The sequence below is a fragment of the Chromohalobacter canadensis genome, from assembly GCF_029544075.1.
Taxonomy (GTDB): domain Bacteria; phylum Pseudomonadota; class Gammaproteobacteria; order Pseudomonadales; family Halomonadaceae; genus Chromohalobacter; species Chromohalobacter canadensis_A.
Map to the genome: position 1 here is coordinate 64,570 of NZ_JAJQJH010000010.1, position 23,932 is coordinate 88,501.

At 61.9% G+C, this 23,932-nt stretch carries 21 protein-coding genes; 16 read left to right on the forward strand and 5 right to left on the reverse strand.

The features are described 5' to 3' along the window. Positions 1 to 139: 139 nt before the first annotated feature. Both LUN51_RS12605 and LUN51_RS12610 read right to left on the reverse strand, forming a co-directional pair. Positions 140 to 907, reverse strand: coding sequence for an SDR family NAD(P)-dependent oxidoreductase (locus tag LUN51_RS12605; RefSeq protein WP_277811537.1), 768 nt, complete (start codon positions 905 to 907; stop codon positions 140 to 142). A gap of 102 nt (positions 908 to 1,009) precedes the next feature. Then, a complete protein-coding gene (locus LUN51_RS12610; RefSeq protein ID WP_277811538.1) occupies positions 1,010 to 1,984 on the reverse strand; it encodes a LysR family transcriptional regulator in 975 nt (324 codons plus the stop codon). 139 nt (positions 1,985 to 2,123) lie between these two features. Here LUN51_RS12610 and LUN51_RS12615 point away from each other — a divergent pair, with 139 nt between their 5' ends. The 6 genes from LUN51_RS12615 to LUN51_RS12640 all read left to right on the forward strand — a co-directional run bounded on the left by LUN51_RS12615 (position 2,124) and on the right by LUN51_RS12640 (position 8,373). Then, positions 2,124 to 3,257 (forward strand): iron-containing alcohol dehydrogenase, encoded by a 1,134-nt coding sequence (locus LUN51_RS12615; RefSeq protein WP_277811539.1) that lies wholly within the window; start codon positions 2,124 to 2,126, stop codon positions 3,255 to 3,257. Between the two features lie 171 nt (positions 3,258 to 3,428). Beyond that, positions 3,429 to 4,406 carry a tripartite tricarboxylate transporter substrate binding protein gene (locus tag LUN51_RS12620; protein ID WP_277811540.1) on the forward strand — a complete coding sequence of 326 codons (978 nt, stop codon included), beginning with the start codon at positions 3,429 to 3,431 and terminating at the stop codon, positions 4,404 to 4,406. A 13-nt stretch (positions 4,407 to 4,419) separates the two neighbouring features. Beyond that, positions 4,420 to 4,887, forward strand: a complete 468-nt coding sequence (locus tag LUN51_RS12625) for a tripartite tricarboxylate transporter TctB family protein (protein WP_178999925.1) — start codon at positions 4,420 to 4,422, stop codon at positions 4,885 to 4,887. 3 nt (positions 4,888 to 4,890) lie between these two features. Beyond that, positions 4,891 to 6,399, forward strand: a complete 1,509-nt coding sequence (locus LUN51_RS12630; RefSeq protein ID WP_277811541.1) for a tripartite tricarboxylate transporter permease — start codon at positions 4,891 to 4,893, stop codon at positions 6,397 to 6,399. Continuing rightward, complete coding sequence (locus tag LUN51_RS12635) at positions 6,396 to 7,463, forward strand: Ldh family oxidoreductase (protein ID WP_277811542.1); 1,068 nt, start codon at positions 6,396 to 6,398, stop codon at positions 7,461 to 7,463. Before LUN51_RS12630 ends, LUN51_RS12635 begins: the two co-directional genes overlap by 4 nt. 19 nt (positions 7,464 to 7,482) lie before the next feature. Continuing rightward, a complete protein-coding gene (locus LUN51_RS12640; protein ID WP_277811543.1) occupies positions 7,483 to 8,373 on the forward strand; it encodes an NAD(P)-dependent oxidoreductase in 891 nt (296 codons plus the stop codon). 131 nt (positions 8,374 to 8,504) lie between these two features. On the opposite strand, the gene LUN51_RS12645 is transcribed toward LUN51_RS12640, so the two are convergent. Further along, positions 8,505 to 9,473 carry a GntR family transcriptional regulator gene (locus LUN51_RS12645; RefSeq protein ID WP_277811544.1) on the reverse strand — a complete coding sequence of 323 codons (969 nt, stop codon included), beginning with the start codon at positions 9,471 to 9,473 and terminating at the stop codon, positions 8,505 to 8,507. A gap of 79 nt (positions 9,474 to 9,552) precedes the next feature. Further along, a complete protein-coding gene (locus LUN51_RS12650; protein WP_178999920.1) occupies positions 9,553 to 11,082 on the reverse strand; it encodes a UxaA family hydrolase in 1,530 nt (509 codons plus the stop codon). 321 nt (positions 11,083 to 11,403) lie between these two features. Here LUN51_RS12650 and LUN51_RS12655 point away from each other — a divergent pair, with 321 nt between their 5' ends. The 5 genes from LUN51_RS12655 (at position 11,404) to LUN51_RS12675 (ending at position 17,281) form a co-directional block, all read left to right on the forward strand. Further along, on the forward strand, positions 11,404 to 12,720 hold the full coding sequence (locus LUN51_RS12655; RefSeq protein WP_075370379.1) for an L-fuconate dehydratase: 1,317 nt from the start codon (positions 11,404 to 11,406) through the stop codon (positions 12,718 to 12,720). A 206-nt stretch (positions 12,721 to 12,926) separates the two neighbouring features. Next, positions 12,927 to 13,997, forward strand: coding sequence for a TRAP transporter substrate-binding protein (locus LUN51_RS12660; RefSeq protein ID WP_247620113.1), 1,071 nt, complete (start codon positions 12,927 to 12,929; stop codon positions 13,995 to 13,997). 101 nt (positions 13,998 to 14,098) lie between these two features. Continuing rightward, complete coding sequence (locus LUN51_RS12665) at positions 14,099 to 14,581, forward strand: TRAP transporter small permease (RefSeq protein ID WP_277811545.1); 483 nt, start codon at positions 14,099 to 14,101, stop codon at positions 14,579 to 14,581. Beyond that, positions 14,578 to 15,834, forward strand: a complete 1,257-nt coding sequence (locus LUN51_RS12670; RefSeq protein WP_247640651.1) for a TRAP transporter large permease — start codon at positions 14,578 to 14,580, stop codon at positions 15,832 to 15,834. The genes LUN51_RS12665 and LUN51_RS12670 overlap by 4 nt, the downstream gene beginning before the upstream one ends. A gap of 25 nt (positions 15,835 to 15,859) precedes the next feature. Continuing rightward, positions 15,860 to 17,281, forward strand: coding sequence for an FAD-binding oxidoreductase (locus LUN51_RS12675; RefSeq protein ID WP_261506411.1), 1,422 nt, complete (start codon positions 15,860 to 15,862; stop codon positions 17,279 to 17,281). 35 nt (positions 17,282 to 17,316) lie between these two features. Here the strand turns inward: LUN51_RS12675 and LUN51_RS12680 are convergent, their stop codons facing one another. After that, positions 17,317 to 18,072, reverse strand: a complete 756-nt coding sequence (locus LUN51_RS12680) for a FadR/GntR family transcriptional regulator (RefSeq protein WP_040243547.1) — start codon at positions 18,070 to 18,072, stop codon at positions 17,317 to 17,319. Between the two features lie 161 nt (positions 18,073 to 18,233). On the opposite strand from LUN51_RS12680, the gene LUN51_RS12685 reads away from it, so the two are divergent. The 5 genes from LUN51_RS12685 to LUN51_RS12705 all read left to right on the forward strand — a co-directional run bounded on the left by LUN51_RS12685 (position 18,234) and on the right by LUN51_RS12705 (position 23,905). Next, the gene (locus LUN51_RS12685; protein ID WP_277811546.1) at positions 18,234 to 18,974 is read left to right on the forward strand and encodes an SDR family oxidoreductase; all 741 of its coding nucleotides are present in this window, start codon (positions 18,234 to 18,236) and stop codon (positions 18,972 to 18,974) included. Between the two features lie 40 nt (positions 18,975 to 19,014). After that, on the forward strand, positions 19,015 to 19,857 hold the full coding sequence (locus LUN51_RS12690; protein WP_277811547.1) for a fumarylacetoacetate hydrolase family protein: 843 nt from the start codon (positions 19,015 to 19,017) through the stop codon (positions 19,855 to 19,857). Positions 19,858 to 20,085: 228 nt separating this feature from the next. Next, a complete protein-coding gene (locus LUN51_RS12695) occupies positions 20,086 to 21,135 on the forward strand; it encodes a zinc-binding alcohol dehydrogenase family protein (protein WP_277811548.1) in 1,050 nt (349 codons plus the stop codon). Continuing rightward, positions 21,132 to 22,772, forward strand: a complete 1,641-nt coding sequence (locus LUN51_RS12700; RefSeq protein WP_277811549.1) for a UxaA family hydrolase — start codon at positions 21,132 to 21,134, stop codon at positions 22,770 to 22,772. Before LUN51_RS12695 ends, LUN51_RS12700 begins: the two co-directional genes overlap by 4 nt. Then, entirely contained in the window at positions 22,769 to 23,905 is a 1,137-nt protein-coding gene (locus tag LUN51_RS12705) for a mannitol dehydrogenase (RefSeq protein ID WP_277811550.1), read from the forward strand. Before LUN51_RS12700 ends, LUN51_RS12705 begins: the two co-directional genes overlap by 4 nt. Positions 23,906 to 23,932: the final 27 nt, after the last annotated feature.

The following is a 23,932-nucleotide window of genomic DNA, read 5'->3' on the forward strand; positions in this document are numbered from 1 at the left end:
GCGCTGTCTGCAAAGTCGGCGAGCGAAGGCCAGACAAGGCAAAAATCGGCGAAAGGGCGGAGTTTACGCGTTGTAAATGAGCACCTTGAGCCGATTTTTAACGCCGTATGGGCAAGCGCAGACACTTTTCAGATAGTGCCTAGGGCATCAACTGCCCGCCATTGACCTCGACGATCTGGCCGGTGACATAACCGCTCAAGGCATCGGTGGCCAGGAACAAAAACGCCCCCACGCACTCCTCGGGCGTGCCAAGCCGCCCCATGGGAATGCCGGCGCGCATGGCTTCGAGCTGAGCGTCGCTACTGTGCCGGTCATGGAACGGTGTGACGATGACCCCCGGCGCCACGGCGTTGACGCGAATGTTATCCGCCGCAAGCTCCTTGGCCATGCCCCGCGTGAACGAACTCACGAACGCCTTGGCCGAGGCATACAACGACGCGCCGGGGCCGCCACCGTTGCGTGCTGCCACCGAAGTGGTGTTGATGATCTTGCCGCCCTCGCCCTGACGACGGAAATGCGCGATGGCCGCACGCGTTGCCAGGGTCACCGAGCGGGCGTTGAGATCCATGACCCGGTCGTAATGCTCAGCCTCGATATCGCCCGCCGGTACGCGCCCCAGCATGTCGCCGGCGTTATTGATCAAAATATCCAGGCCGCCCAATTGCGAGACGGCTCGGTCGACGACAGCGACCGCTCCCTCAGCGGTACTGACATCCTGCTGCAGCGTGAACGCCTTGCCGCCGTCGCGTTCGATAGCCTCGACCACCTGACGAGCCGGGGCTTCGCTGGTGTTGTAGTGCACGACGACATGCGCGCCGAGCGCACCGAAACGCTGGGCAACGGCGGCCCCGATCCCTGTGCTCGCCCCCGTGACCAGCACACGCTTGCCATGCAATTCATCGAACATCGTGATCTCCTTGAACGCTAAGACGTGCCATGCACGCGCTGTCATACATCACACAGAATGTCGTTCAAGGATTTCAGATCGTCGCGCCCTCGGGCATTAGACTTAGGTGTCGTTCGCGCCGTCCGCCGGCAACAGCGCCTCGCTGGCCAACTGCCGCAGATGAGCGATCAACTCGTCGGCGGCCGCGGAGTGTGGCTCTTGACGACGCGTAATGATGCCGTAGTAGTCCAGCGGCTTGCCGATCACACGTTCGAGCACGACATATTGTCCGCCCGCCAGCGGACGTCGCATCACCGAACGCGGCAATACCGCCAGCATGTCCGAGGACTGCAGCAATTGCAGGGTTGCCTGAATCGAAGTGGTTTCGACCACATTGGCCGGCGTGGCGATGCCCTCTTCCGCCAGGGCCGACTCGAATACGCCACGCATGGGACTCGACAACGGATGCAGGATCCAGGGCCAGTGACTCAGTTCGTCCAATCCCGGGGCGTGCTCAAGCCGCGTCAAGGGATGATCGCGGCGCACCACGACCCGCAGCGGCTCGTCCAGTAGCGGCTCGAAGTCGAATACATTGTGCTGACTGACATGCGTCAAACGTCCGATGACGACATCCAGGCGCTTGTGCTCGAGCTCGAGCAACAAGCGATCGCTGGTTTGCTCCTGCAGGCTCACCGATAAACGTGGCCGATCACGCTTGAGCCGCGCAATCGCTGCCGGCAGGATTTCCGGCGCGGCAGCGGCGATGGCGCCGATCAGAAGCTGACCATAGCCCCCTTCACGCAGATCGTTGATGTCATCCACCAGGCGTTCCATGTCATTGAGCAGGATCCACGCATGGCGAATGACCTGCTCGCCCAGTTCGGTGGGCTGCATGGCCCGCGGCAAACGTTCGAAAAGTGCGAAACCGAAATACGCCTCCAGATCGCGCAGCATCTTGCTCGCCGCCGGCTGACTCAGATGCATGGCTCGCGCCGTCGCATGCATGTTGCGGCTCTCGGCCAAGGTGGTCAGCAACATCAGATGCTTGAAACGCAACCAGGCACACAGATGTGCATGTGAAAGCTTGCTCGCCGTCATGATCGCCCTTCCTGATAACCAGAACGAATCACAATGCCATAAACTTCGATTGGATTGTGATTTCAATGCGGCCATAGCCTGAGCGAAACGCTAACAACAATTCCCGCCTTGGCAATGCCAAGGTCACAAGGAGTCCGCCATGAGTTCGATCATCAACTACCTCACCAAGATACGCTTCGGCGACGACGCTCTGGACGATCTGGCCGACGAATTGGCGCAGCTCGGTGTCGCCACGCCCTTGATCGTGACCGATGCCGGGCTCACCGCCAGTGGCTTGGTGACGCGCGTTCAAGAGGCCATCGGCGGTACATGCCCGGCCCCGGTCTACGACGGCACACCCGCCAACCCCACCGAGGTCGCCATCGAGGACGCCGTAGCCTGCTACCGCGAACATGCCTGCGATGGCATCGTCGCGCTGGGCGGCGGATCGAGCATCGATTTAGCCAAGGGCGTCGCCCTGCTGGCCAGCCATCCCGCGCCACTGCGGCAATATGCGGTAATGGAGGGCGGCGCAGCCCGTATCGGCAGCCAGGTGCTGCCGCTGGTGGCCATTCCCACCACGGCGGGCACGGGCAGCGAGGTGGGACGCGCCGCACTGATCAGCATGCGCGATGAACGTAAGCTCGGCTTCCTCTCGCCGCATCTGATTCCCGACGTGGCGATCTGCGATCCATTGCTGACCCTCTCGCTGCCGGCGCACCTGACCGCCGCCACCGGCATGGACGCCATCGCGCATTGTGTCGAGACGTTTCTCAGCCCACGCTTCAATCCACCCGCCGACGCCATCGCCCTGGATGGATTGCAACGCGCCACGCGCTATATCCGCACCGCCGTAAACGATGGTAGCAACCTAGAAGCACGCCGAGAGATGTTGATGGCCGCCACGCAAGGCGCCTTGGCGTTCCAGAAAGGCCTCGGCGCCGTGCACTCTCTTTCCCACGCCCTGGGCGGCTTTCACGATCTAAAGCTTCACCACGGCACACTCAATGCCTTGCTGATGCCCATCGTACTGCGCTTCAACCAGGACCATTGCGGCGATAAGTTCGCCCGGCTGCGCGATGCGATGGGGTTGGCCCCCGGCACGGATGTCGTCGAGGCCTTCATTCAACTCAATATCGACTTGGGCTTGCCCACGCGTTTGAGCGACCTGGGCGTCACGCGTGAGCGTCTGGCACCGGTTGCCCAGTGGGCGCTGGAAGACCATTCCACTGCCACCAATCCGCGTGCCCCAACGCATGACGATTTTCAGCGCATGCTCTTGGAGGCGCTATGAAGATCGCTTTTAAAGAAATTTAACTAACTGAAAAAAGAGGAGATTCAACCTCCCCGGTAGACCAAAGTCTAGATAAATGAATATTGCGTACAATGTACATTAAGAACTAACTTGAAAGACGCATCCCATGCACGACAACACTTCATGACACGCCAATAACAAGGATCGATCATGCTCAAACTGCACAATAAAGCCGGACTCGCCAGCATCGCCGTCCTGCTTACCGCCATCGCCGGACCGGCTCTCGCCGAATACCCCGAAAAACCCATCACTATCATCGTACCGTGGGCTGCCGGCGGCGGTACCGATGCCACCGCGCGCACCATCGGCAAGGCGCTGGAAGAAGAACTCGGCGCGACGGTCAACGTCGTCAACCGCACCGGCGGGAGCGGCGTGGTAGGCCACAGCGCCATCGCCCGCGCCAATCCCGACGGTTACACGCTCGGGTTGGTGACGGGTGAGATCAACATGATGCATTGGCAAGGCCTCACCGACCTGACCTACCGTGACTACACGCCCATCGCACAGATCAACTACGACTACGCGGGCGTTCAAGTGGCCGCCGATGGTCCCTTCGATGACCTCGAAGACCTGGTCAAAACCGTAGGCGAACAACCCAAGGGCACTTACACCGCCTCCGGTACCGGCCAAGGGGGCGTCTGGCACCTGGCATTCGCCGGCTTCTTGATGGACCAAGGCATGGAACCCGACCGCGTCACCTGGATTCCCAGCCAAGGCGCGGCGCCCGCCATGACCGAACTCGCCGCCGGCGGCATCGACATCGTGCCCAGCTCAGTGCCCGAAGGCCGTTCGATGATAGAAGCCGGACGTGCCAACAGCCTGGGGATCATGGCACCCGAACGCCTGGATAGTTTCCCCGACGTCCCCACGGTTCAGGAGGCCATCGGCAGCGACTACCAGATCGGTGAATGGCGCGGTATCGCAGGCCCCAAAGGCATGGATCCCGAGATCGTCTCGACGCTGGAAGACGCGCTGGAAGCCGCCTACAACAGCGATACCTACCAAGGGTTCATGGCCAAGCAAGGCTTCGGGACCGAATGGCGCAACGCCGAGGAGTTCGGCCAGCTGATGGCGGACATGGACGAACGCTTCGGCAAGATCGTCGAACAAGTCGGTTTGGCCAAATAGCCGGGAGGCCACGATGAAAGACTTCCTCCTCGGCCTCGCGTTCATGGCAGCGGGCGCTATCGTCTATCTCGTGGCCCAGCAGTTCCCCACCATGCCGAGCCTGCAGTATGGGCCTTCACTGTTTCCCTCCCTCATCGGGGGAGGGTTCATGATTGGCGGTCTGATACTCGCAATCAGTCATGTCGGGGCACTCAAGGGCATCGGACACGGTATGACCTGGCGCATGGAGCGTGAGCAGCTGCGCAACACGCTGCTCTCGCTGCTGCCCGCCCTGGCCATCGTTTTCTATATTCTCACCAGCGAGTGGCTGGGCGCCCTGCTCAGCCTCGCCCTGGTCATGTTCGTATTGATGCTGGCACGGCGCACACCGCCTCTGCTGGCACTTGGCGTTTCCCTCGTCGCGGCGCTGATCGTCGATCTTTTGTTCTCTCGTTACCTGCTCATTCCCCTCCCCGAGGGCCTCATGAGCATCTGGGGGTAAGCCATGGATGCATTTCTGCAAGGCCTGGCGCTGGTCTTCAATTTCCAGACGCTGCTGGTGATCATCGGCGCGGCCATTTTCGGCGTATTCGTGGGCGCAGTGCCCGGGCTGACCGCCACCATGGCCGTCGCGCTACTGGTGCCCATCACCTTTTACATGGACCCGACGCCCGCCATCGCGGCGATCGTCACCACCTCGGCGATGGCTATTTTTGCCGGCGACATTCCCGGCACCTATCTCAATATTCCCGGTACGCCCGCCTCGGCCGCCTATGTCGGCGAATCGCATCAGCTGGCACGACAAGGGCGCGCGCGCGAAACGCTGGGTACTAACTTGGTGTGCTCGATGTTTGGCGGGCTGTTCGGCACGCTGGTGCTGGTTTTCGTGTCACCTTCGCTCGCCGAGGTCGCGCTCAAGTTCAGCTCGTTCGAGTATTTCTGGCTGGCCCTGCTGGGTCTGAGCTGCTCGATCTTCATTTCCATCGGGTCCAAGACCAAGGCCTTCCTGTCGCTGCTGGTGGGCCTGCTACTTTCCACCGTCGGGCTCGATATGATGAGCGGTGCCCCACGCTTCACGTTCGGCATCCCGGACTTGATGGCCGGCGTCAATTTCATCCCCGTGATGATCGGCATGTTCGCGCTCAACGAGCTAATGATGTTCTACGGCTCGCGCAACGAGGGCCGCAACGTCCCCGCCGTGCATAAGGACGAGGTCTTCAGCAGCGTTCCCAAGCACCTCAAGCGCTACTGGCGCAACCTGCTTCGCGGGAGCTCGACCGGCACCCTGATCGGCGCGCTGCCCGGCGCCGGTGCCGATATCGCGGCCTGGATTTCCTATGCCATGGGCAAGAGCCGGTCGAAAAACCGGGACGCCTACGGCACCGGCCACATCGAGGGCATCGTCGACGCCAGCTCGGCCAACAATTCCGGCATCAGCGGCGCCTGGGTGCCGGCACTGGTGTTCGGCATTCCCGGCGATTCGATCACCGCCATCGTCATCGGCGTGCTGTACATGAAAGGCATGAACCCCGGACCGACCATCTTCATGGACGGCGGCGGGCTCATCTATGCCCTATTCATCGTGTTCTTCATCGCCAACTTGATCATGCTGCCCATCGGCTATATCGCCATTCGCTCGGCCAAGGTCTTCATACTGACTCCGCGCAAGATATTGATGCCGATCATTTTATGCTTCTGCATCGTCGGGGCCTTTGCCATCAACAATACGATTACCGATGTCTGGATCATGCTGATCACCGGCTCGGTCGCGTTCATTCTGGCACGCAACGACTTCCCCATGGCCCCCGCCATTCTGGGTCTGGTACTCGGCGGCACGCTGGAGAACAACTTCATGAGCTCGATGCTCAAGAGCAACGGCGACCTGCTCAGCTTCTTCTCGCGCCCGATCAGCGCGAGCCTGGGCGCCATGGTCATCCTGATCTGGTTCCTGCCGTTATTCATTCGTCTCTATCGCCGTTATCGCGGCGCTCCCCAATCCCCGAGGACGCCATGACCACCTACTCCCCTGAACACCTCCATGAGCTCTTGACGGCCCTCTTCGAGGAGGCCGGTGCACATCGCGAGGTCGCCGACATCACCGCCGACGTGCTGGTCGAGGGCGACCTTCTCGGCCACCACACACATGGCATCAAGCTCGCGCACGGTTATCTCAAGGACCTCAAGGCCGGTAAAGCAAGCGGCAACCCCGATGCGCTCGAGATGACGGAAAGCAGCCCCGTGGCCGCCGCGATCGATGGGCATTATGTGTTGGGGCCATACCTGGTCAGGCGCGCGCTGAAACATGCACGAAAAGCGGCCGAGGGCTTTGGCATCGGCATCGTCACGCTCAAGCGCTCCCACCACATCGCCTGCCTGGCGGCCTATCTGCGCCCCCTCGTCGAACGCGACCTGGTGCCCATCGTGCTCAGCTCAGACCCCGCAGTGGCGTCAGTCGCCCCCTATGGCGGCGTAACGCCTGTGTACACGCCGAACCCACTGGCGATCGGCATTCCGGGTCGCGACAACCCCATGCTGATCGATGTCAGCATGTCGAGCATCACCAACGGCACCGTCAACAAGACACGCGCCGCAGGCGGCAAGCTCGCGCACCCGGCCATCCTCACCAACCGAGGAACTGCCAGTGACGACCCCGAGGACTTCTTCACCACCCCGCCCGGCAGCATTCTGCCACTCGGGGGGCAAGCCTTCGGCCACAAGGGATTCGCCCTGGGACTGATGGTCGAGGCGCTGACCTCGGCTCTCGGTGGTTTCGGGCGCAAGGACGCTCCCACGCAATGGGGCGCCTCGGCCACGGTGATGGTCATCGACCCAGCGCGCTTCGGCGGCACCGATGCCTTCGTCGAGGAAACCGACTTCCTCACCCAGCGCTGTCTCGATGCCGAGCGCGCCGATCCCGATGTCGCGGTCCGTCTACCCGGCCAATCCGGCCTCGCCAAACGTCAGCGGTATCTACGTGAGGGAATTCCCCTGCCCGATGATGTCGTCGACTCGTTACGTCAGGCCGTCGCCGACTCGACGCTAGCGGGCAGCTCATTGAGTCGCACACTGGGGTTATGAAATGACACGAGGTAAGCGCATGCACGACATCAATACCATCGGTGTCATCGGCACTGGCCTCATGGGCGCGCCGATGGCCCGCCGCCTCGCCGAGGCGGGACATCGAGTCCGCGCCTGGAATCGTACGCCCGACAAGACAGAGACACTGCGCGAGCACGGTATCGAAATCGCCCCATCGGCGAACGATACCGCCACCGACGCCGATCTCATCATGGTCATGCTCAGCTCGGGACCGGTATGCGATGACATCTTGCTAGGCGACGACGGCGTGATCGCCCACATGGCACCCGGTGCGATTCTAGTGGTAATGAGTTCGATCCCGGTCGAGACGGCCAGGAGCCAGGCCCAGGCCGCCGAGGCAGCGGGTGTCGGCTATCTGGATGCACCGGTGTCCGGTGGCGAACGTGGCGCCATCGACGGCACGCTAGCGATCATGGTCGGCGGCGAAACGGCCACCCATGCTCGGGCACGAGCGCTTTTTTCACACCTCGGTCGCGACGTGCACGTCGGCCCCGCGGGGAGTGGCCAACTCACTAAACTCGCCAATCAAACGATCGTCGCCAACACCATCGCCACCGTGGCCGAAGCCTTGCTGCTCGCCGAACGCGGCGGTGCCGACCCCGGCAAAGTGCGCGAGGCCTTGCTGGGCGGCTTCGCCGATTCGACGATCCTTCAAGTCCACGGCGAACGCATGCTTAGGGAAGATTTCAGCCCCGGCGGCCCCGCCAAATGGCAGTGGAAGGACACGCAAACCGCCCAAGCGCTAGCGGATGAGCTATCACTCGAGCTTCCCGTATCCCGTCTGGTGGATGGCTTGTTCGCCGATATGGTCGCGCACGGCGACGGCGACCTGGACCACAGCGCCCTGATCCGTGAGCTACGCCGGCGCAACGGCGAACGCCCAGGCTGATCAACACCGAACCGTTAAGTCGGGGCAGGTTGGCGCAAGGGTCTTTCGACAGGAGGTCGAAAGTAGCGCCCAGGGAAGGGTTTATAGCGCCCTTGCGGAAACCTGCTCCAGGGGTTTGTTTTGTCGCGCACTCAAGAAGGCGCGACCTCGCGCAGATAATCCGGCACTTCAATGGCACCGGCCTCGCGGAAGTCGCTCAGGCGCGCCTGCACCTGGGATTCGGAGCGCGCCAGATGTTCTTCGAGCGCGCGCCCTGCGGCTTCGCCGCGACGGGCACGCGCTTTTTCGAACACATGGCGGTGTTCGTCGAAGAACGGCGCCACGCTAGGCAACTCGATCGACGAACCCAATAGGTGCTTGCTAATCAATAGAATCGGCCGTGTACGACGCAACATGGTCATGATTTCGGCGTTGTTGCCGCGCATCAATGCCTCATGGTGTAGGTCATTTTCGAGGGCATCGAGCAAGGCGCTGGGGACCTGGGGGTAATCGCGCGCGGCATCGTCCAAGCGCGTCAGATAACGCTGGATATCCGCGTCGCTCAACGTCTCGGCGGCACGGGTCATCATGAACGGTTCTAGCTGACGCCGTGCCTGGTAAAGATCGTGCAGGCGCGTGTCATCCAGCGGCACCACCGTCCAACTACTGTACTTGACCTTCTCCACCACACCGATGCTCTGCAGATACAGCAGGATGCGATGCGTCAGGGTCCGACTCACCGCCAACGAACGCGCCAGTTGCAGTTCATTGAGTTCGAAGCGCCCTTTCATCGAGCACAGCACCACGTCGCGCTCTACGCTTTCGGCATGCGCCCGCCAAGTATCCGTGCGTTCGATACGTGAGGCGCGGAAATCGCTCCTGCCCAACGAGCGGCGCACCGCATCGCCGGGTTGCGTCCCCACTTGGTAGCCGCGCCCTTCGAAGCGACAGATGCGCCCTTCCTCGTGAAGGCGAGCCAACGTCTGGCGTACCGGCGATCGGCTCATTGCGAAATGCTCGGCGAGATGGCCTTCCAGCAGCACCAATCCCGGCTCGAGACGCCCATCCTCGATGGCCTCGCGGACTACCCGATAAAGTTGATCCTTCAACGATCTGGCCATGCGGCTGTCGTACTCCCCCCGATTAGTGCGCGCACGCGCGGTTCGAGTGCCCTTGAACGTGATGGAAATGCAGTGTCCGTCAGGTGATCGCGCCGACCATCCAGGGCACGAACTCATTGCTGCCATAGCCCAGCGACTCGCTGGCACTGGCATCTCCGGACGCAACGGCGACGATCCGTTCGAAGATAGCCTCACCCATTTCCTCCACCGAAACGTCACCGTCGATGATGGCGCCGCAGTTGAGATCCATATCCTCCTGCATGGTCTCATACATGTGCGTGTTGGTGGCTAACTTGAGGCACGGCGCTGGCTTGAAGCCAGAGACCGAGCCACGCCCGGTGGTGAAGCAGACCACGGTCGCCCCCGAGGCGATCTGTCCGGTGACCGAGACCGGGTCATAACCGGGACTATCCATGAAATTGAAGCCCGGCACCTTGAGCGGTTCGGCGTATTCGAGTACATCGTTCAGGCTCGACGAGCCCCCCTTTGCCACCGCGCCCAACGACTTTTCCAGAATCGTCGACAGCCCGCCGGCCTTATTGCCCGGCGAAGGATTATTATTGAGTTCCGCACCGTTGATCTCGGTGTAGTGCTTCCACCAGGCGATACGTGCCAGCAGCTTACGCGCGACGTCCACATTCACCGCGCGATCCAGCAACAGATGCTCGGCGCCATAGATCTCCGGCGTTTCGCTCAAGATCGCACTCCCCCCGTGGCGCACGATCAAATCGGCGGCATGCCCCAGCGCCGGATTGGCGGTGATACCCGAGTATCCGTCCGAACCACCGCATTGCAGCGCTACGCTCAAGTGATGGAGCGGCGCGGGACGGCGCTCATCGCGTTCATGGCTGCGCGCCATGTCCAGCACCTTGTCGCAGGCCATCTGGATGCTGGCGCGCGTGCCGCCGACCTGCTGAATGTTGAAGTACGCCAGGCGCGCGGCATCCTCCAGGTCAGACTTCTCCACCAACTGCTTGACCTGGTTGGTTTCACACCCCAGCCCAATAATCACCACGTGCGCGAAGTTGGGATGCCGCGCATAGCCTGCGATGACGCGCTCGAGAAATGCAAACCCCTCGGACTCGGTATTCATCGCGCAGCCCGAACCGTGGGTAATCGGCACCACCCCATCAAACCCCAATGCCGCGATTTCACCCTCCGCATTGAGCCGTTCAGCAGCGACCTTGGCCACGGTCGCCGAGCAGTTCACGGTCGACAGAATACCGATGTAGTTGCGGGTGCCTACCTGCCCATTGGGACGGTGATAGCCCATGAAGGTGCGCCGCGAATCACTCGCCGACGTGCGCGGAAATGGCTCGAAGCCCTCCAGCGCCGTATCGCGCTCGAGCATGGCAAGATTATGAGTATGCACGTGTTCGCCGACGTCGATATCGCGGCTCGCCCGGCCGATGACCTGGCCGTACTTGATGACGTTGTCTCCCTCAGCGAGCGGTGTCAGCGCCACCTTGTGTCCGGCATCGATATTGTGACGTGCCACGCACTCGTCGACGCCGAGCGGCAGGCCTTCCGGCACGGCACGCGTGGCGACCCCCACGTTATCGGTCGCATTGAGTCGGATGACCGACGGTGTCGTATTGATGAGCTGCATGATGGACCTCGGTAACAAGGACACGCCTCGCCGCCACGGTGGGACGCATCGGTTTCGGGACATTGCTTCTAAATCTACTCTCAGACGCCGATCGGAAAACGTCGATTAGACCAACGTCACAATATTGAATATTGCACACAATGTTCAATTAAAATCTTAACGCACCATGAGCAGCCTCGCGAGCCCTCGCATCACGCGATAACTAGAAGAAATCGCCACAATAAAATTGCGATTGGCCTGTTATTGATGGTTCGCCTTAGTCTGATCCTGAAAACACTCGTTGACGCGGCGCAGACCGCTCTCTCTTCAGGACCCTAGATCATGACCACGATTACCCACCTGCAAGCGCGTGATATTCGCTTCCCCACCTCGCGGCAGCTCGACGGCTCGGACGCCATGAACGCAGCGCCGGATTATTCGGCCACCTACGTGACCCTCACCACCGATGCCGACGATGACCATCAAGGCCATGGCCTGACCTTTACCATCGGGCGCGGCAACGATGTCTGCGTCAAGGGCGTCGAGGCGTTGGCCTCGCGTATTGTGGGGCGCGATCTCGACGCGATAACCGCCGATATGGGCACCTTCTGGCGCGATCTCACCAGTGGTGATAGCCAACTGCGTTGGCTGGGACCGGAAAAGGGCGTCATGCACCTGGCGGCGGCGGCCATCGTCAACGCCGTATGGGATCTATGGGCCAAGCGCGAAGGCAAACCGGTCTGGAAGCTGCTGGCGGACATGTCCCCCGAGCAACTGGTCCGCTGCCTGGACTTCCGTTTCGTCACCGACGCGCTGACGCCGCAAGAAGCCATCGCCCTACTCAAGCGCAAGGAAGCCGGCAAAGGCGAGCGCGAAGCCCATATGCGCGCCGAGGGCTATCCCGGGTATACCACTTCCGCCGGCTGGCTCGGCTACTCCGAGGACAAGATGCGGCGCCTGGCGCGCGAAGCGCTGGCCGAAGGCTGGACGCATTTCAAGCAGAAGGTCGGCGGCAACCTCGAGGAGGATCGCCAACGCGCCCGCATACTGCGCGACGAAATCGGCTGGGACCGCGAGTTGATGATGGACGCCAACCAGATGTGGGACGTGGACGAAGCCATCGCCAATATGCGCGACCTGGCGGAATTCGATCCATTATGGATCGAGGAGCCCACCAGCCCGGACGACATCCTCGGCCATGCCGAAATTCGTCGCCGCCTCGACCCCATGGGTGTCGCCACCGGAGAGCACTGCCATAACCGCGTAATGTTCAAGCAGCTATTGCAGGCCGATGCCATCGACTATTGCCAGATCGATGCCGCGCGGCTGGGTGGACTCAACGAAGTGATCCTGGTGCTGCTGATGGCCGCCAAGTTTGATGTGCCGGTCTGCCCGCACGGCGGTGGCGTGGGGCTGTGCGAGTACACGCAGCACATCTCACTGTTCGACTATATCGCCGTCTCCGGCTCGCTGGACGGCCGCATCCTCGAATACGTCGACCATCTTCATGAGCATTTCGTCGATCCGGTACGCATTGAACGTGGCCGCTATCAGGTACCCGAAGCTCCCGGCTACAGCATCACCATGCATGACGACTCTCTCGAACGTCATCGCTACCCCGAGGGAGAGGCCTGGCATGCGGCTTCCAACGAAAATTAATTGGCCATCTACGACTAACGATGAAGTCTCAACGGGGGGCATCTAGGTGTATGTTCAACATTAAGATGCTCAAGAGCAGACACACACTCTGCCGTAGACATCGCGCGACCCATCAGTAGGCAAGGGTTTTTGGTGCAGGTCGCGATGATACCGGTGTCATTCGTGACACACATGCCAGCACTAACCATCAGTTCCAGGAGGACAAGATGACAACAACCACAACGACACGCTTTGTTTCGGTCGTCGGCGGCGCCTTTCTCGGCTTGACCGCACTGAGCGCCTCCGCGGCGACCGAAATGCCCGCGCTGCCCGACGTCACAGGCGACAAGGTTCAAGCCGATGGCGACTTCAAGATCAAATTCAGCATCGGTACTACGGAATCCGGCGCGCAATACCGCGGCCTCGAGTACTTCGAGAAGATCGTCGAACAACGTAGTGACGGGCACATCCAAGTGGATCTCTTCCCCGGTGCGCAGCTAGGCGATGACCGCGAAGCCACCAGCGCACTCCAGGCCGGCACGCTGGAAATGACCATGCCGTCCACCTCACCGCTCGTGAACATGTTCCCGCAGTTCGCCGTATTCGATCTGCCGTTCCTGTTCCCACAGCCGGAAATGGCGGATGCCGTACTGGATGGCGAAATCGGCCAACAAATGCTGGAAGATGCGTCCTCTCAGGGACTGGTCGCCATCGGCTGGGGCGAGAATGGCTATCGCCAGTTGACCAACAGTCAGCATCCCGTCGAAAAGCCGGAAGATCTCGATGGTCTGAAGATCCGCACCATGGAAAACGATCTCCACCTGGATATCTGGCGGACACTGGGCGCCAATCCCACGCCGATGTCCTTCGCGGAACTGTTCACGGCGCTTGAGCAAGGTGTCGTCGATGGCCAGGAAAACCCCTGGATTACCATCGAGTCGTCCAAGTTCAACGAAGTTCAGGACTACGCCACTGAAACCAACCACGTTTATACGCCGTTCATTACCTTGGTCTCTGCACGCTTCTGGGACCGTCTACCGGAAGACTATCAGCAACTCCTGCGCGACGCGGCTACCAAGATGGGCGATTACCAGCGCCACGTAAGCCGTACGCTGAACGACCAGATCAAGCAGGACCTGAAAGATTCAGGCATGCAGATCACCGAACTGAGCCCCGAGCAAGTCAAGGTCTTCCAGGAGAAACTGGAACCGGTCTATGAAGATTGGCGCGATGAGATCGGCGGCGAGCTGATCGACAATATCCGCGAGCAGGTGCAGCAGGCACAAGAGCAAGAATAAGCACCACACATCCTCAGTAACACACGTACGCAGGGAAGGTCGGCCACGCCCTTCCCTGCTTTTGGCATCAACACGATAAGCATCCCCTCCTTGGAGGCTTCATGAAGTCACGTTCGGGTAACGCCTACTTGAACAAGCTGATAAGCGGATTGGACGTCATCATCGGGCTCCTCGTCATTGGCGTGGTCGTTACCGTCTCGATGAACGTCTTCGGACGCTTCTTATTCAGCTACTCCTTTGCCTGGGCAGCGGAAATCTCACGCTTGTTCTTCATCTGGATGGTGCTACTCGGTGCGGGCATCGCCAGTCTAACCAACGAACACGTCGCCGTGACCTTATTCAAGGACAAGGCGCCTCCCATACTGCAGAAGATTTTCGCCTTGCTTGCAGCAGCGATCATCTATGCCGTGTGCATCAGTATTTTCTTCGGTTTCAACAACATCGTTTCAGGTTATGTGGGGACGACCCCCTTCCTGGGCATTTCCAAGACCGTCCTCTATAGCGCGATGGTGGTCATGGCAGTACTCACCATCATCGGTAACACCATTTTTCTCTATAAAGTCTTCAAGCGAGGTGCGGCATGATCCTATGGAGCATTCTCTTAGGGCTGTTCGCCTGCATCGTGATCGGCATGCCGATCTCGTTTGGCCTGGCCGCGATCTGCCTGTTCATCTTTCACTTCGCCGACTACGGCCTCTCCTCGCTAGTATCGGAAGCCGTCAACGGGCTTGATTCATTCCCCTTGCTGGCCATTCCTCTATTCATCCTCGTTGGCGAGGTCATGAGCTCGGGCGGCATCGCCAAGCGCCTAGTACGCCTGGCCAGCGCCATGGTCGGCTTCGTCGCCGGCGGTCTGGGCCAAGTGACCGTGTTGACGTCGATGTTCTTCGGCGGCATCAGCGGCTCCGCCGTGGCGGACGCCTCCGCGGTGGGTAGCATGATGATCAACCCCATGAAGCAACACGGCTATTCGGGGCCGCGCGCCACCGCCATCGTCGTCGCAGCTTCGGTGGTCGGCATCATCATTCCGCCATCCATCCCGATGATTCTCTTCGGGGTCGTGACCGGCACCTCGATTTCGCAGCTGTTCATGGCCGGTATCGTACCGGGGATTCTAATCACCCTGGGCCTCGCCATGGCGACGTATTTCCAGTCCAAGAAGACCGGCTCCGCGCAGCCATTCGACTTCAAGGAACTGATCGCTGCCCTCAAGGACTCGGTGCTCGCGTTGCTGCTGCCGATCATCATCGTCGGCGGAATCTTGAGCGGTGTCTTCACACCCACCGAAAGCGCCGCGATCGCCCTGCTGTACGCCGTGGTGGTTTCGATGTTCGTGTATCGCAGCCTCACCTTGAAAAGCTTCTTCGCCCTATGCGTTTCCACCGGCCGCTTGACCGGGGTGGTCTTGCTGTTGCTGGCATTTGCCAGCGTCCTGGCGTGGCTTTTGACCGCCAACCTGATTCCACAGCAGATCGTCGTCATGCTCTCTGAGCTGTCCCAGAACAAGTACTTCATTCTGGGTATTCTGACGCTGTTCCTGTTGGTCGTGGGCTTCTTCATGGACCTGACGCCGGCCATGGTCATTCTGGCGCCGTTGATGACGCCCGTGGTGGTCAAGCTCGGCATCGACCCGGTCTACTTCGGCGTTCTGATGTCGTTCGTACTCGGTATCGGCCTGATCACACCGCCAGTGGGCACCGTGCTCTATGTCGGCTGTGGGGTCGGCAAGGTCAAGCTCGAAGAACTGGTCAAGAGCCTGCTCCCCTACTACTTCACGCTGATCGCGCTGCTCATCGCGTTCCTGGCCTTCCCTGGCCTGGTGCTCTGGTACAAGTGACATGAAAGGACAACGAGACGATACGATGCCGATCGATACCGCCGAGCTACATCGTTTTCTGACCGAGCTGCTGGGCGCTAGCGGGGTCATCGACGACCCCGCAGAGTTTGCTCGCTATACCACCGACTGGGCCGGCGACAAAGGCGGCGATCCCTGGATGATCGCCCGTCCCGGCACTCCCGAACAGGTCGCCGACATCGTCGCGTTCTGCCATCGCCACCAGATTCCCATGGTGGCGCAGGGAGGCCATTCAGGCCTCGTCGGCGGCGCGCAACCCGACCCTGAGCGCGGCGAGCTGATGATCAGCCTAGAGCGGCTGAACCGGATTCGGCATCTCGATCCCATCAATTTCAGCATGAGCGTCGATAGCGGCTGCATCCTGCAAAACGTCAAGGATGCCGCCGAAGAGGCGGATTGCTATTTCCCGCTCGCCCTGGGCGCACAAGGTAGCTGTCAGATAGGCGGCAACGTCTCCACCAACGCCGGCGGACTCAATGTGTTGCGCTACGGCATGATGCGCCAGCTGGTGCTGGGGCTCGAGGTCGTGCTGCCCGACGGTCGCCTGTGGAACGGCATGCATGCCCTGCACAAGGACAACCGCGGTTACGACCTCAAGCAGTTGTTCATCGGTGCCGAAGGCACGCTGGGCATCGTCACCGGCGCCGTGCTCAAGCTCGCGCCTCGGCCGCAGACGAGTCGCACCGCGCTGATCGCGGTGCCCGATGTCGCCTCGGCATTGGCGCTTTACGCCCAGGCACGCCGTAGTTGCTGCGACCTGCTCTCGGCGTTCGAGTTGATCCCTCGTGTGTGCATGGAACTGGCATTCGAAGCGGCGCCGGATCTCCCCGACCCGCTCGACGAAGCACACCCGGTCTATGTCTTGATGGAGGTCTCGGCCAGTGGCCCGGCGGATCTCGATACGATGATCGAGCATCTCTTCGAGACGGGCTCGGAGCAGGGCCATGTGCTGGATGGCGTACTCGCCAGCAGCGAGTCTCAGGCGGCCCAGCTATGGCAGATACGTGAAAGCATGCTGGAAGGCCAGCAGATGCGCGGCGAACACCTGCGCACCGATATCTCGCTGCCCATTTCGTCGTTGACGGCGTTCTGTGACGCCGCCAATCACGCCATGGCCCAGCGCTCGCCGGAGACACAGGTCATCGCCTACGGCCACATCGGCGACGGTAACCTGCACTTCAATCTGCTACCGCCCGCGAACCTCGATCTCGAGGCCAAGAAAGCGCTATTGCATGAGCTGGAAGAGGTCTTGTTCGATCTCGTCGATGCGCACCATGGCAGCATCAGTGCCGAGCACGGCATCGGGCGCGTCAAACAGGCACCTTTCCTCGAGGATTTGGGCGAGACCGAGTACGCGCTCTTGAAAGGTCTCAAGCACCTCTTCGACCCGGAGGGGCTAATGGCAGCCGGCCGCATCCTGCCGCGCTGATCTCGGGAAAGCCCGATATATGGGAAACAGGACAGCTACTCCGCGAAAAAAACCCTCAGTACATGATCGAGGTGGACTTCCATGGCCTGGCGCGCCGCGGCCGGGTCGCGCGCCTCGATCGCTGCCACCAGGCGCTCGTGATCTTCCTGCGAGCGCTGCGGCATGCCGGTCTCCATGAACAACTCCTGCAGGCGCCGGAACATGACCCCGTACTGGTGGCCCAGCAGGTGCTTGATCAACAGCGCATAGGCCGCATTGCCCGAAGCTTCGGCGATGCGGATGTGCAGCAATCGGTCCCCCGCCAGGTTTCCCCCACCGTGGTTGTTATCGTAGATGTTGCGCTCCAGCGCCGCGCGTATGGCACTGAGGTCCTCGTCACTGGCGTTCATCGCCGCCAGAGCCGCATTCTCGGGTTCCAGGTAACGCCGCGCCTGCAATAGGGAAAACGGAGGTATTTCCTCGTCGAGATTGAGTTCGATCTCGCTGGTGAACTCAGGGTCGAGCGCCCATGGTTCCTTGCGAGCCGCAGCCTGCATCACCGAGCCCGGCGGCATGGCATCGACTTCCTTTACCAACACCCCATGTCCCACGCGCACCTCGACGATGCCCACGACTTCCAGAGCGATCAGCGCCTCACGCACAGACGCGCGGCTGACACCCAGTTGCTGCGCCAGATCCCGCTCGGGCGGTAATAGTGACCCTGGGGGAAACTCACCGTCACGAATCAGTTGTTGCAACTGATCGGCGATCTGCCGGTACAGGCGTTGTGAGCGAATGGTTTGAATCGGCATCGCGTCGTCTCTCCGCACCGCGTTGCGACTAAAGTTGATGGCAATTGACTTGCCGCCGAGACCTAGCCCAGTAGATGATGGCCCAATCATTGGTCAGGCCTCTGGATCTTCGAATGGCTGGCCGCGTCATGTTCCCACGTTCAGCAGGGATTCGCCACACCATGAGACTTCAAAACAAGACGGCACTGGTTACCGCCGCAGGCCAAGGCATCGGCCGCGCCACGGTGGAGCGCTTTCTCGCCGAGGGCGCCAGCGTCATCGCCACCGATATCGATACCAGCCTCCTCGCCGACCTCGAAGGCGCCAAAGTGTATCGGCTGGATGTCACGCAACGCGCTGAAATCGACGCGCTGGCAAGTGAACTTGGCGAGATCGATATTCTGTTCAACTGTGCCGGCATGGTCCCGGGCGGCTCGATACTGGAATGCGACGACGCCACCTGGGAGCGCAGCTTCGGCCTCAACGTGACCGCCATGTTCCATATGATTCAGGCCTTCCTCCCCGGCATGCTCAATCGAGGCGGCGGCAGTATCGTCAACATGGCTTCTCTGGCCTCCAGCATCAAAGGCATCCCCAACCGCTTCGCCTACGGCACAACCAAGGCCGCTGTCATCGGCTTGACCAAGTCGGTGGCCGCCGACTACATGACGCAAGGCATCCGCTGCAATGCCATCTGCCCCGGCACCGTCGAATCACCCTCGCTGCATCAACGAATCGAGGCCCAGGCCCAGCAACAGGGGCGCGACAAGGCGGCGGTATTCCAGGAATTCATCGACCGCCAGGCCATGGGGCGACTCGGCAGACCGGAAGAAATCGCCGCGCTGGCGACGTTTTTGGCCTCCGACGAGGCAGCATTCATCACCGGCACCGCCCAATTGATCGACGGCGGCTGGGCCAACTGACACCCGACTTACACACCATCGACCCATACGAGGACACTTCATGAAACTGCTACGTTTCGGCCCCCAGGGCCAGGAAAAACCCGGCCTGCTGGATGCCAACGGCAAAATTCGCGATCTTTCGTCGCTCATCAAGGATGTCGCCGGCGAGTCGCTCGACGACACCGCCCTGGCTAGCATCGCGCAAGCCGACCCCGAGAGCCTGCCGGAGATCCCCGAAGGGACGCGTCTGGGGCCCTGCGTGGGCCAGGTCGGCAAGTTCATCTGCATCGGCCTCAACTACTCCGACCACGCCGCCGAAACCGGCGCCGAGGTACCGCCAGAGCCGGTGGTCTTCAACAAGTGGACCAGCGCCATCTGCGGCCCCAACGATGACGTGGAGATCCCCCGCGACTCGCACAAGACGGACTGGGAGGTCGAGCTGGGCGTCGTCATCGGCAAGGGCGGACGCTATATCGACGAGGCCGATGCCATGAATCACGTCGCCGGCTACTGCGTGGTCAACGACGTCTCCGAGCGGGAATTCCAGCTCGAGCGCAGCGGCAGCTGGGACAAGGGCAAGGGCTGCGACACCTTCGGCCCACTCGGTCCATGGCTGGTCACCCGCGACGAGATCGCCGATCCCCAGGTACTCGACATGTGGCTGGAAGTCGACGGCAAGCGCTACCAGGACGGCAACAGCCGCACCATGGTCTACCAGATCCCCTATCTGGTTGCGTATCTGAGCCGCTTCATGAGCCTGCAGCCCGGCGATGTCATCTCCACTGGCACGCCTCCCGGCGTGGGCGCGGGTCAGAAACCCCAGGTCTTCCTCAAATCCGGTCAGACCATGCGCCTGGGCATCGAAGGCCTCGGCGAGCAACGGCAGCGCACCAAGCAAGCTTGATCGCGCCAGAGACCGTCCAGGCGGCGGTCTCGGCCTTCAATATCGTGCATATCGTGGCGTTAGACCAAAGACGACCACGACTTATGTCTAGGCCTCGTTACTACTAAAACGCTTGAAGTCAGGTCCATCGCTTAGGCATCTTGTTAGCCAATTGGCCTGACCTCTAGATCAAAAGACCGCTAGGCAACTGGCCTGACCATCTTGCCTAGCGATGCCGAAGGAAGTCTTATGCACACGATCGTCTGCACACAGCCTCAAGACATGGAATTGCGCGACGTGCCCGAGCCGCAGTGCGCACCCGGCGAGGCCATGCTCAAGATTCGTCGCGTGGGTATTTGCGGTACTGACATTCATGCCTACGGCGGCAACCAGCCCTATTTCACCTATCCCCGCGTGCTGGGCCACGAGCTGTCCGGCGACATAGTCGGCGTCGGGGAAGGCGTCGATGAAGCGCTCGTCGGCCACAGCGCTTATGTCATTCCTTATCTCCATTGCGGCGAATGTCGCGCTTGCCGGAAGGGACAAACCAACTGCTGCCAGCACATGCAGGTCATCGGCGTGCATCGCGATGGCGGCATGGCGGAGTATCTCAGCGTGCCCGTGGATCACCTGGTCACCTCGAGCACCCTCGATGCCGAACAGTTGGCGCTGGTCGAGTGCCTTTCCATCGGCGCGCACGCCGTGCGCCGCAGCGGTATCGAAGCCGACGAACTGGCCGTAGTGGTCGGCGCCGGGCCGATCGGAATCGGCATCGTGCAAATTGCCCAGAGCCGTGGCGCGCGGGTGCTGGTGGTCGACACCAACCGCGAGCGCCTGGCCTTCTGCCGCGATACGTTAGGCGTGGAGGAAGTGCTGCACGCGCTGGACGATGACGTGGAAGCTGCCATCGAGCGCCACAATGACGGTGCCCTGGCCGACGTCGTATTCGACGCCACGGGCAGTCCCGCCGCCATGAATCGCGGTTTCGATTTTGCCGGCCATGGCGGGCGCTACGTGCTGGTGAGCGTGGTCAAGGCCGACATCACCTTCAACGATCCCGACTTCCACAAACGCGAGCTCAGCCTGCTGGGCAGCCGCAATGCCACGCGTGAAGACTTCGAGACGGTGGCCCGCCTGATGGAAGAAGGCCGCATGCAGTCGACGGCAATGATCACGCATCGCGGCCGTTATACCGACCTGCCTTCGTTGATGCCGCAGTGGTGCGACCCGGCAACCGGCGTCATCAAGGCGATGGTGACGTTCGATGATGCCATCGCTGAAGGAGGCCGCTCGGCATGACCCAGACCATCGCCTCCGACCAGCTTCAGCAGCCCAGTCTGCGTGTCCATGCCCACGACAACGTGCGTGTTGCACTGCGCGACTTGCCCGAAGGCATGGAAATCGACGACAACGGCCACCGCCTGTGTCTGTCCGAAGCCGTACAGCACAAACACAAGTTCACGCTGCACGCCATGCAACCCGATGAACTCATCGTGATGTATGGCGTGACCGTGGGACGTGTCGTTGAGCCCATCGCCGCGGGCGCCGCCATCACCACGGCCAACGTCGAGCATTCCACCGCCAATGCCAAGCCCCAAGGCCACCGCGAGCATTGGGATGCCCCGGACGTTAGCGCCTTCACCGGGCAAACCTTCGACGGCTACCACCGCCCCGACGGGCGCGTGGGCACCGCCAACCATTGGTTGGTCATCCCTCTGGTGTTCTGCGAGAACCGCAACATCGAGGTGCTTCGCCAGTGCGTCGAGGACGCCATTGGTGATGATCCCTACCGGGATTACAAGCACATGGCCCGCCGCATGCTCCACGGCGACACGCAGGCGGCCCCAGCCCCGACGCCCGACGCATCTCTGTTCCCGAACGTCGACGGCGTGCGCTTTCTGACCCACACGCTGGGCTGCGGCGGCACCGACGACGACGCCCAGTCGCTGTGCCAGCTACTGGCCGGTTACATCTGTCACCCCAACGTGGCCGGCGCCACGGTGCTCAGCCTGGGATGCCAGAAGGCCCAGATCGAGATGCTCAAGGAGGCGGTGGCCAAGCGCGACCCCAAGGGTCTGCGTCCCGTTCACTACTTCGAGCAGCAGGCCACCAACACAGAGCCCGAGCTGATCCGTCAGGCGCTAGGCAGCATCTTCGACGGCCTCAAGGTCGCCAATGCCGTCGAACGGCATCCCGCCCCACTTTCCGAGCTCACCATCGGCGTGGAATGCGGCGGCTCCGACGGTTTCTCCGGCCTCTCGGCTAATCCGCTGGTCGGCGCCGTCATCGACCGCCTGGCGACCTTGGGCGGTAGCGGCATCCTGAGCGAGTTCCCCGAGCTATGCGGTGTCGAGCATGAATTGCTGGCGCGTTGCCGTGATGACGCCACGGCCTCGCGCTTTCAGGAGCTCATGGAGGCCTACCAGCGTCACGCCGCCTCGGTGGGCGCGCACTTCTCGATGAACCCCTCGCCCGGCAACATTCGCGACGGTCTGATCACCGACGCCATGAAGTCCGCCGGCGCGGCCAAAAAAGGCGGCGACAGCCCCATCGTCGACGTGCTGGATTACACCGAGCCCCAGGTACGCAAGGGCCTCAACCTGCTCTGCTCGCCGGGCAACGACGTCGAGTCCACGACCGCCCTCGTCGGCTCCGGCGCCAACCTGGTGATGTTCACCACCGGTCTCGGCACGCCCACCGGCAATCCCATCACACCGGTCCTGAAGCTCGCCAGCAACAGCGAGCTGGCGCGCCGCATGCACGATGTCATCGACTTCGATGCCGGGCCCATCATTCGTGGCGAGGCGGACATCGCCGAACTCGCCGACGAACTCCTGCGCCTGTGCATCGACACCGCCTCGGGGCGGTACCGCACCAAGGCCATGCGCCTCTCGCAGCTCGATTTCATTCCCTGGAAACGCGGAGTCTCCCTGTGACAGCGCCAACGCTCGCCGAGGCCGGTATCGTGCAGTTCGGCACCAGCCGCTTCCTGCTGGGCCACGTGGCCGCGTTCGTGCACGCCTCGCGGGAGGCCGGCCATACGCGCGACGGCATCCTCGTGGTACAGACCTCGCCGCGCGAGGCCGGCAAGCAAAAAGCCCGCGATCTGGATGCGCACCGGCAATATCCGCTGGCGATTCGCGGCCGTCGCGACGGCCTCGACATCGACACCCGCGAGACCGTCACCAGCGTCGCCGGCTGCTGGATCGCCGACGAGCAGTGGGACGCGCTGGAACGACACGTCGTCGAGCACGCCCGTTTCGTGGTGTCCAACACCGGCGACAGCGGCTACCGCGTCGATGACGACAGCGCCCTGGCAGCGGTGCCGACAAGCTTTCCGGGCAAGCTTACAAAACTGCTGCACGCGCGCTACAGCGCGGGGCGCGAGGGCCTCACCGTGCTGCCCTGCGAGCTTGTCAGCCGCAACGGCGAGCAGCTCCTGGCTCTGGTACGGGAACTAGCGCAGCGCGACTATGCCGATGCCGACTTCAACGCCTGGCTGACGACCCACTGTCTATGGGCCAACACCCTCGTCGACCGTATCGTCTCGGCGGCACTGGAACCGGTCGGCGCCGTCGCCGAGCCGTATGCGCTCTGGGCCATCGAGGACCAGCCCGGCCTCGAACTGCCCTGCCAGCATCCCGACGTGCAGCGCGTGACCTCCCTGGCCCCCTACGAGATGCGCAAGCTGCACATCCTCAACCTGGCGCACACCTATCTCGTCCACCGCTGGCAGCGCGAGCCGCACTCGCACATCCGCTTCGTGCGCGAGGCCATGGCCGATCCGGCATGGGCGGCGGAACAGCGCCAGGTGCTCGACGACGAAGTGCTGCCCACCCTGGCGGAACACCTCGAACGGCCCTCTCTCGAGGCCTATCGCGACGCCACGCTCGAGCGTTTCGCCAACCCTTATCTCGACCACGCCCTGCAGGACATCGCCCAGCACCACGCCACGAAGTGCCAGCGACGCCTGCAACCCGTGGTCGAATCGGCGCGCCGACGAGGCATCGCCACGCCGCGACTCGATGACGCCATATCGAGCGCACAATCCACGACGCATTCCCGGTAACCCGGCTGCACGATCGACAACAACCAA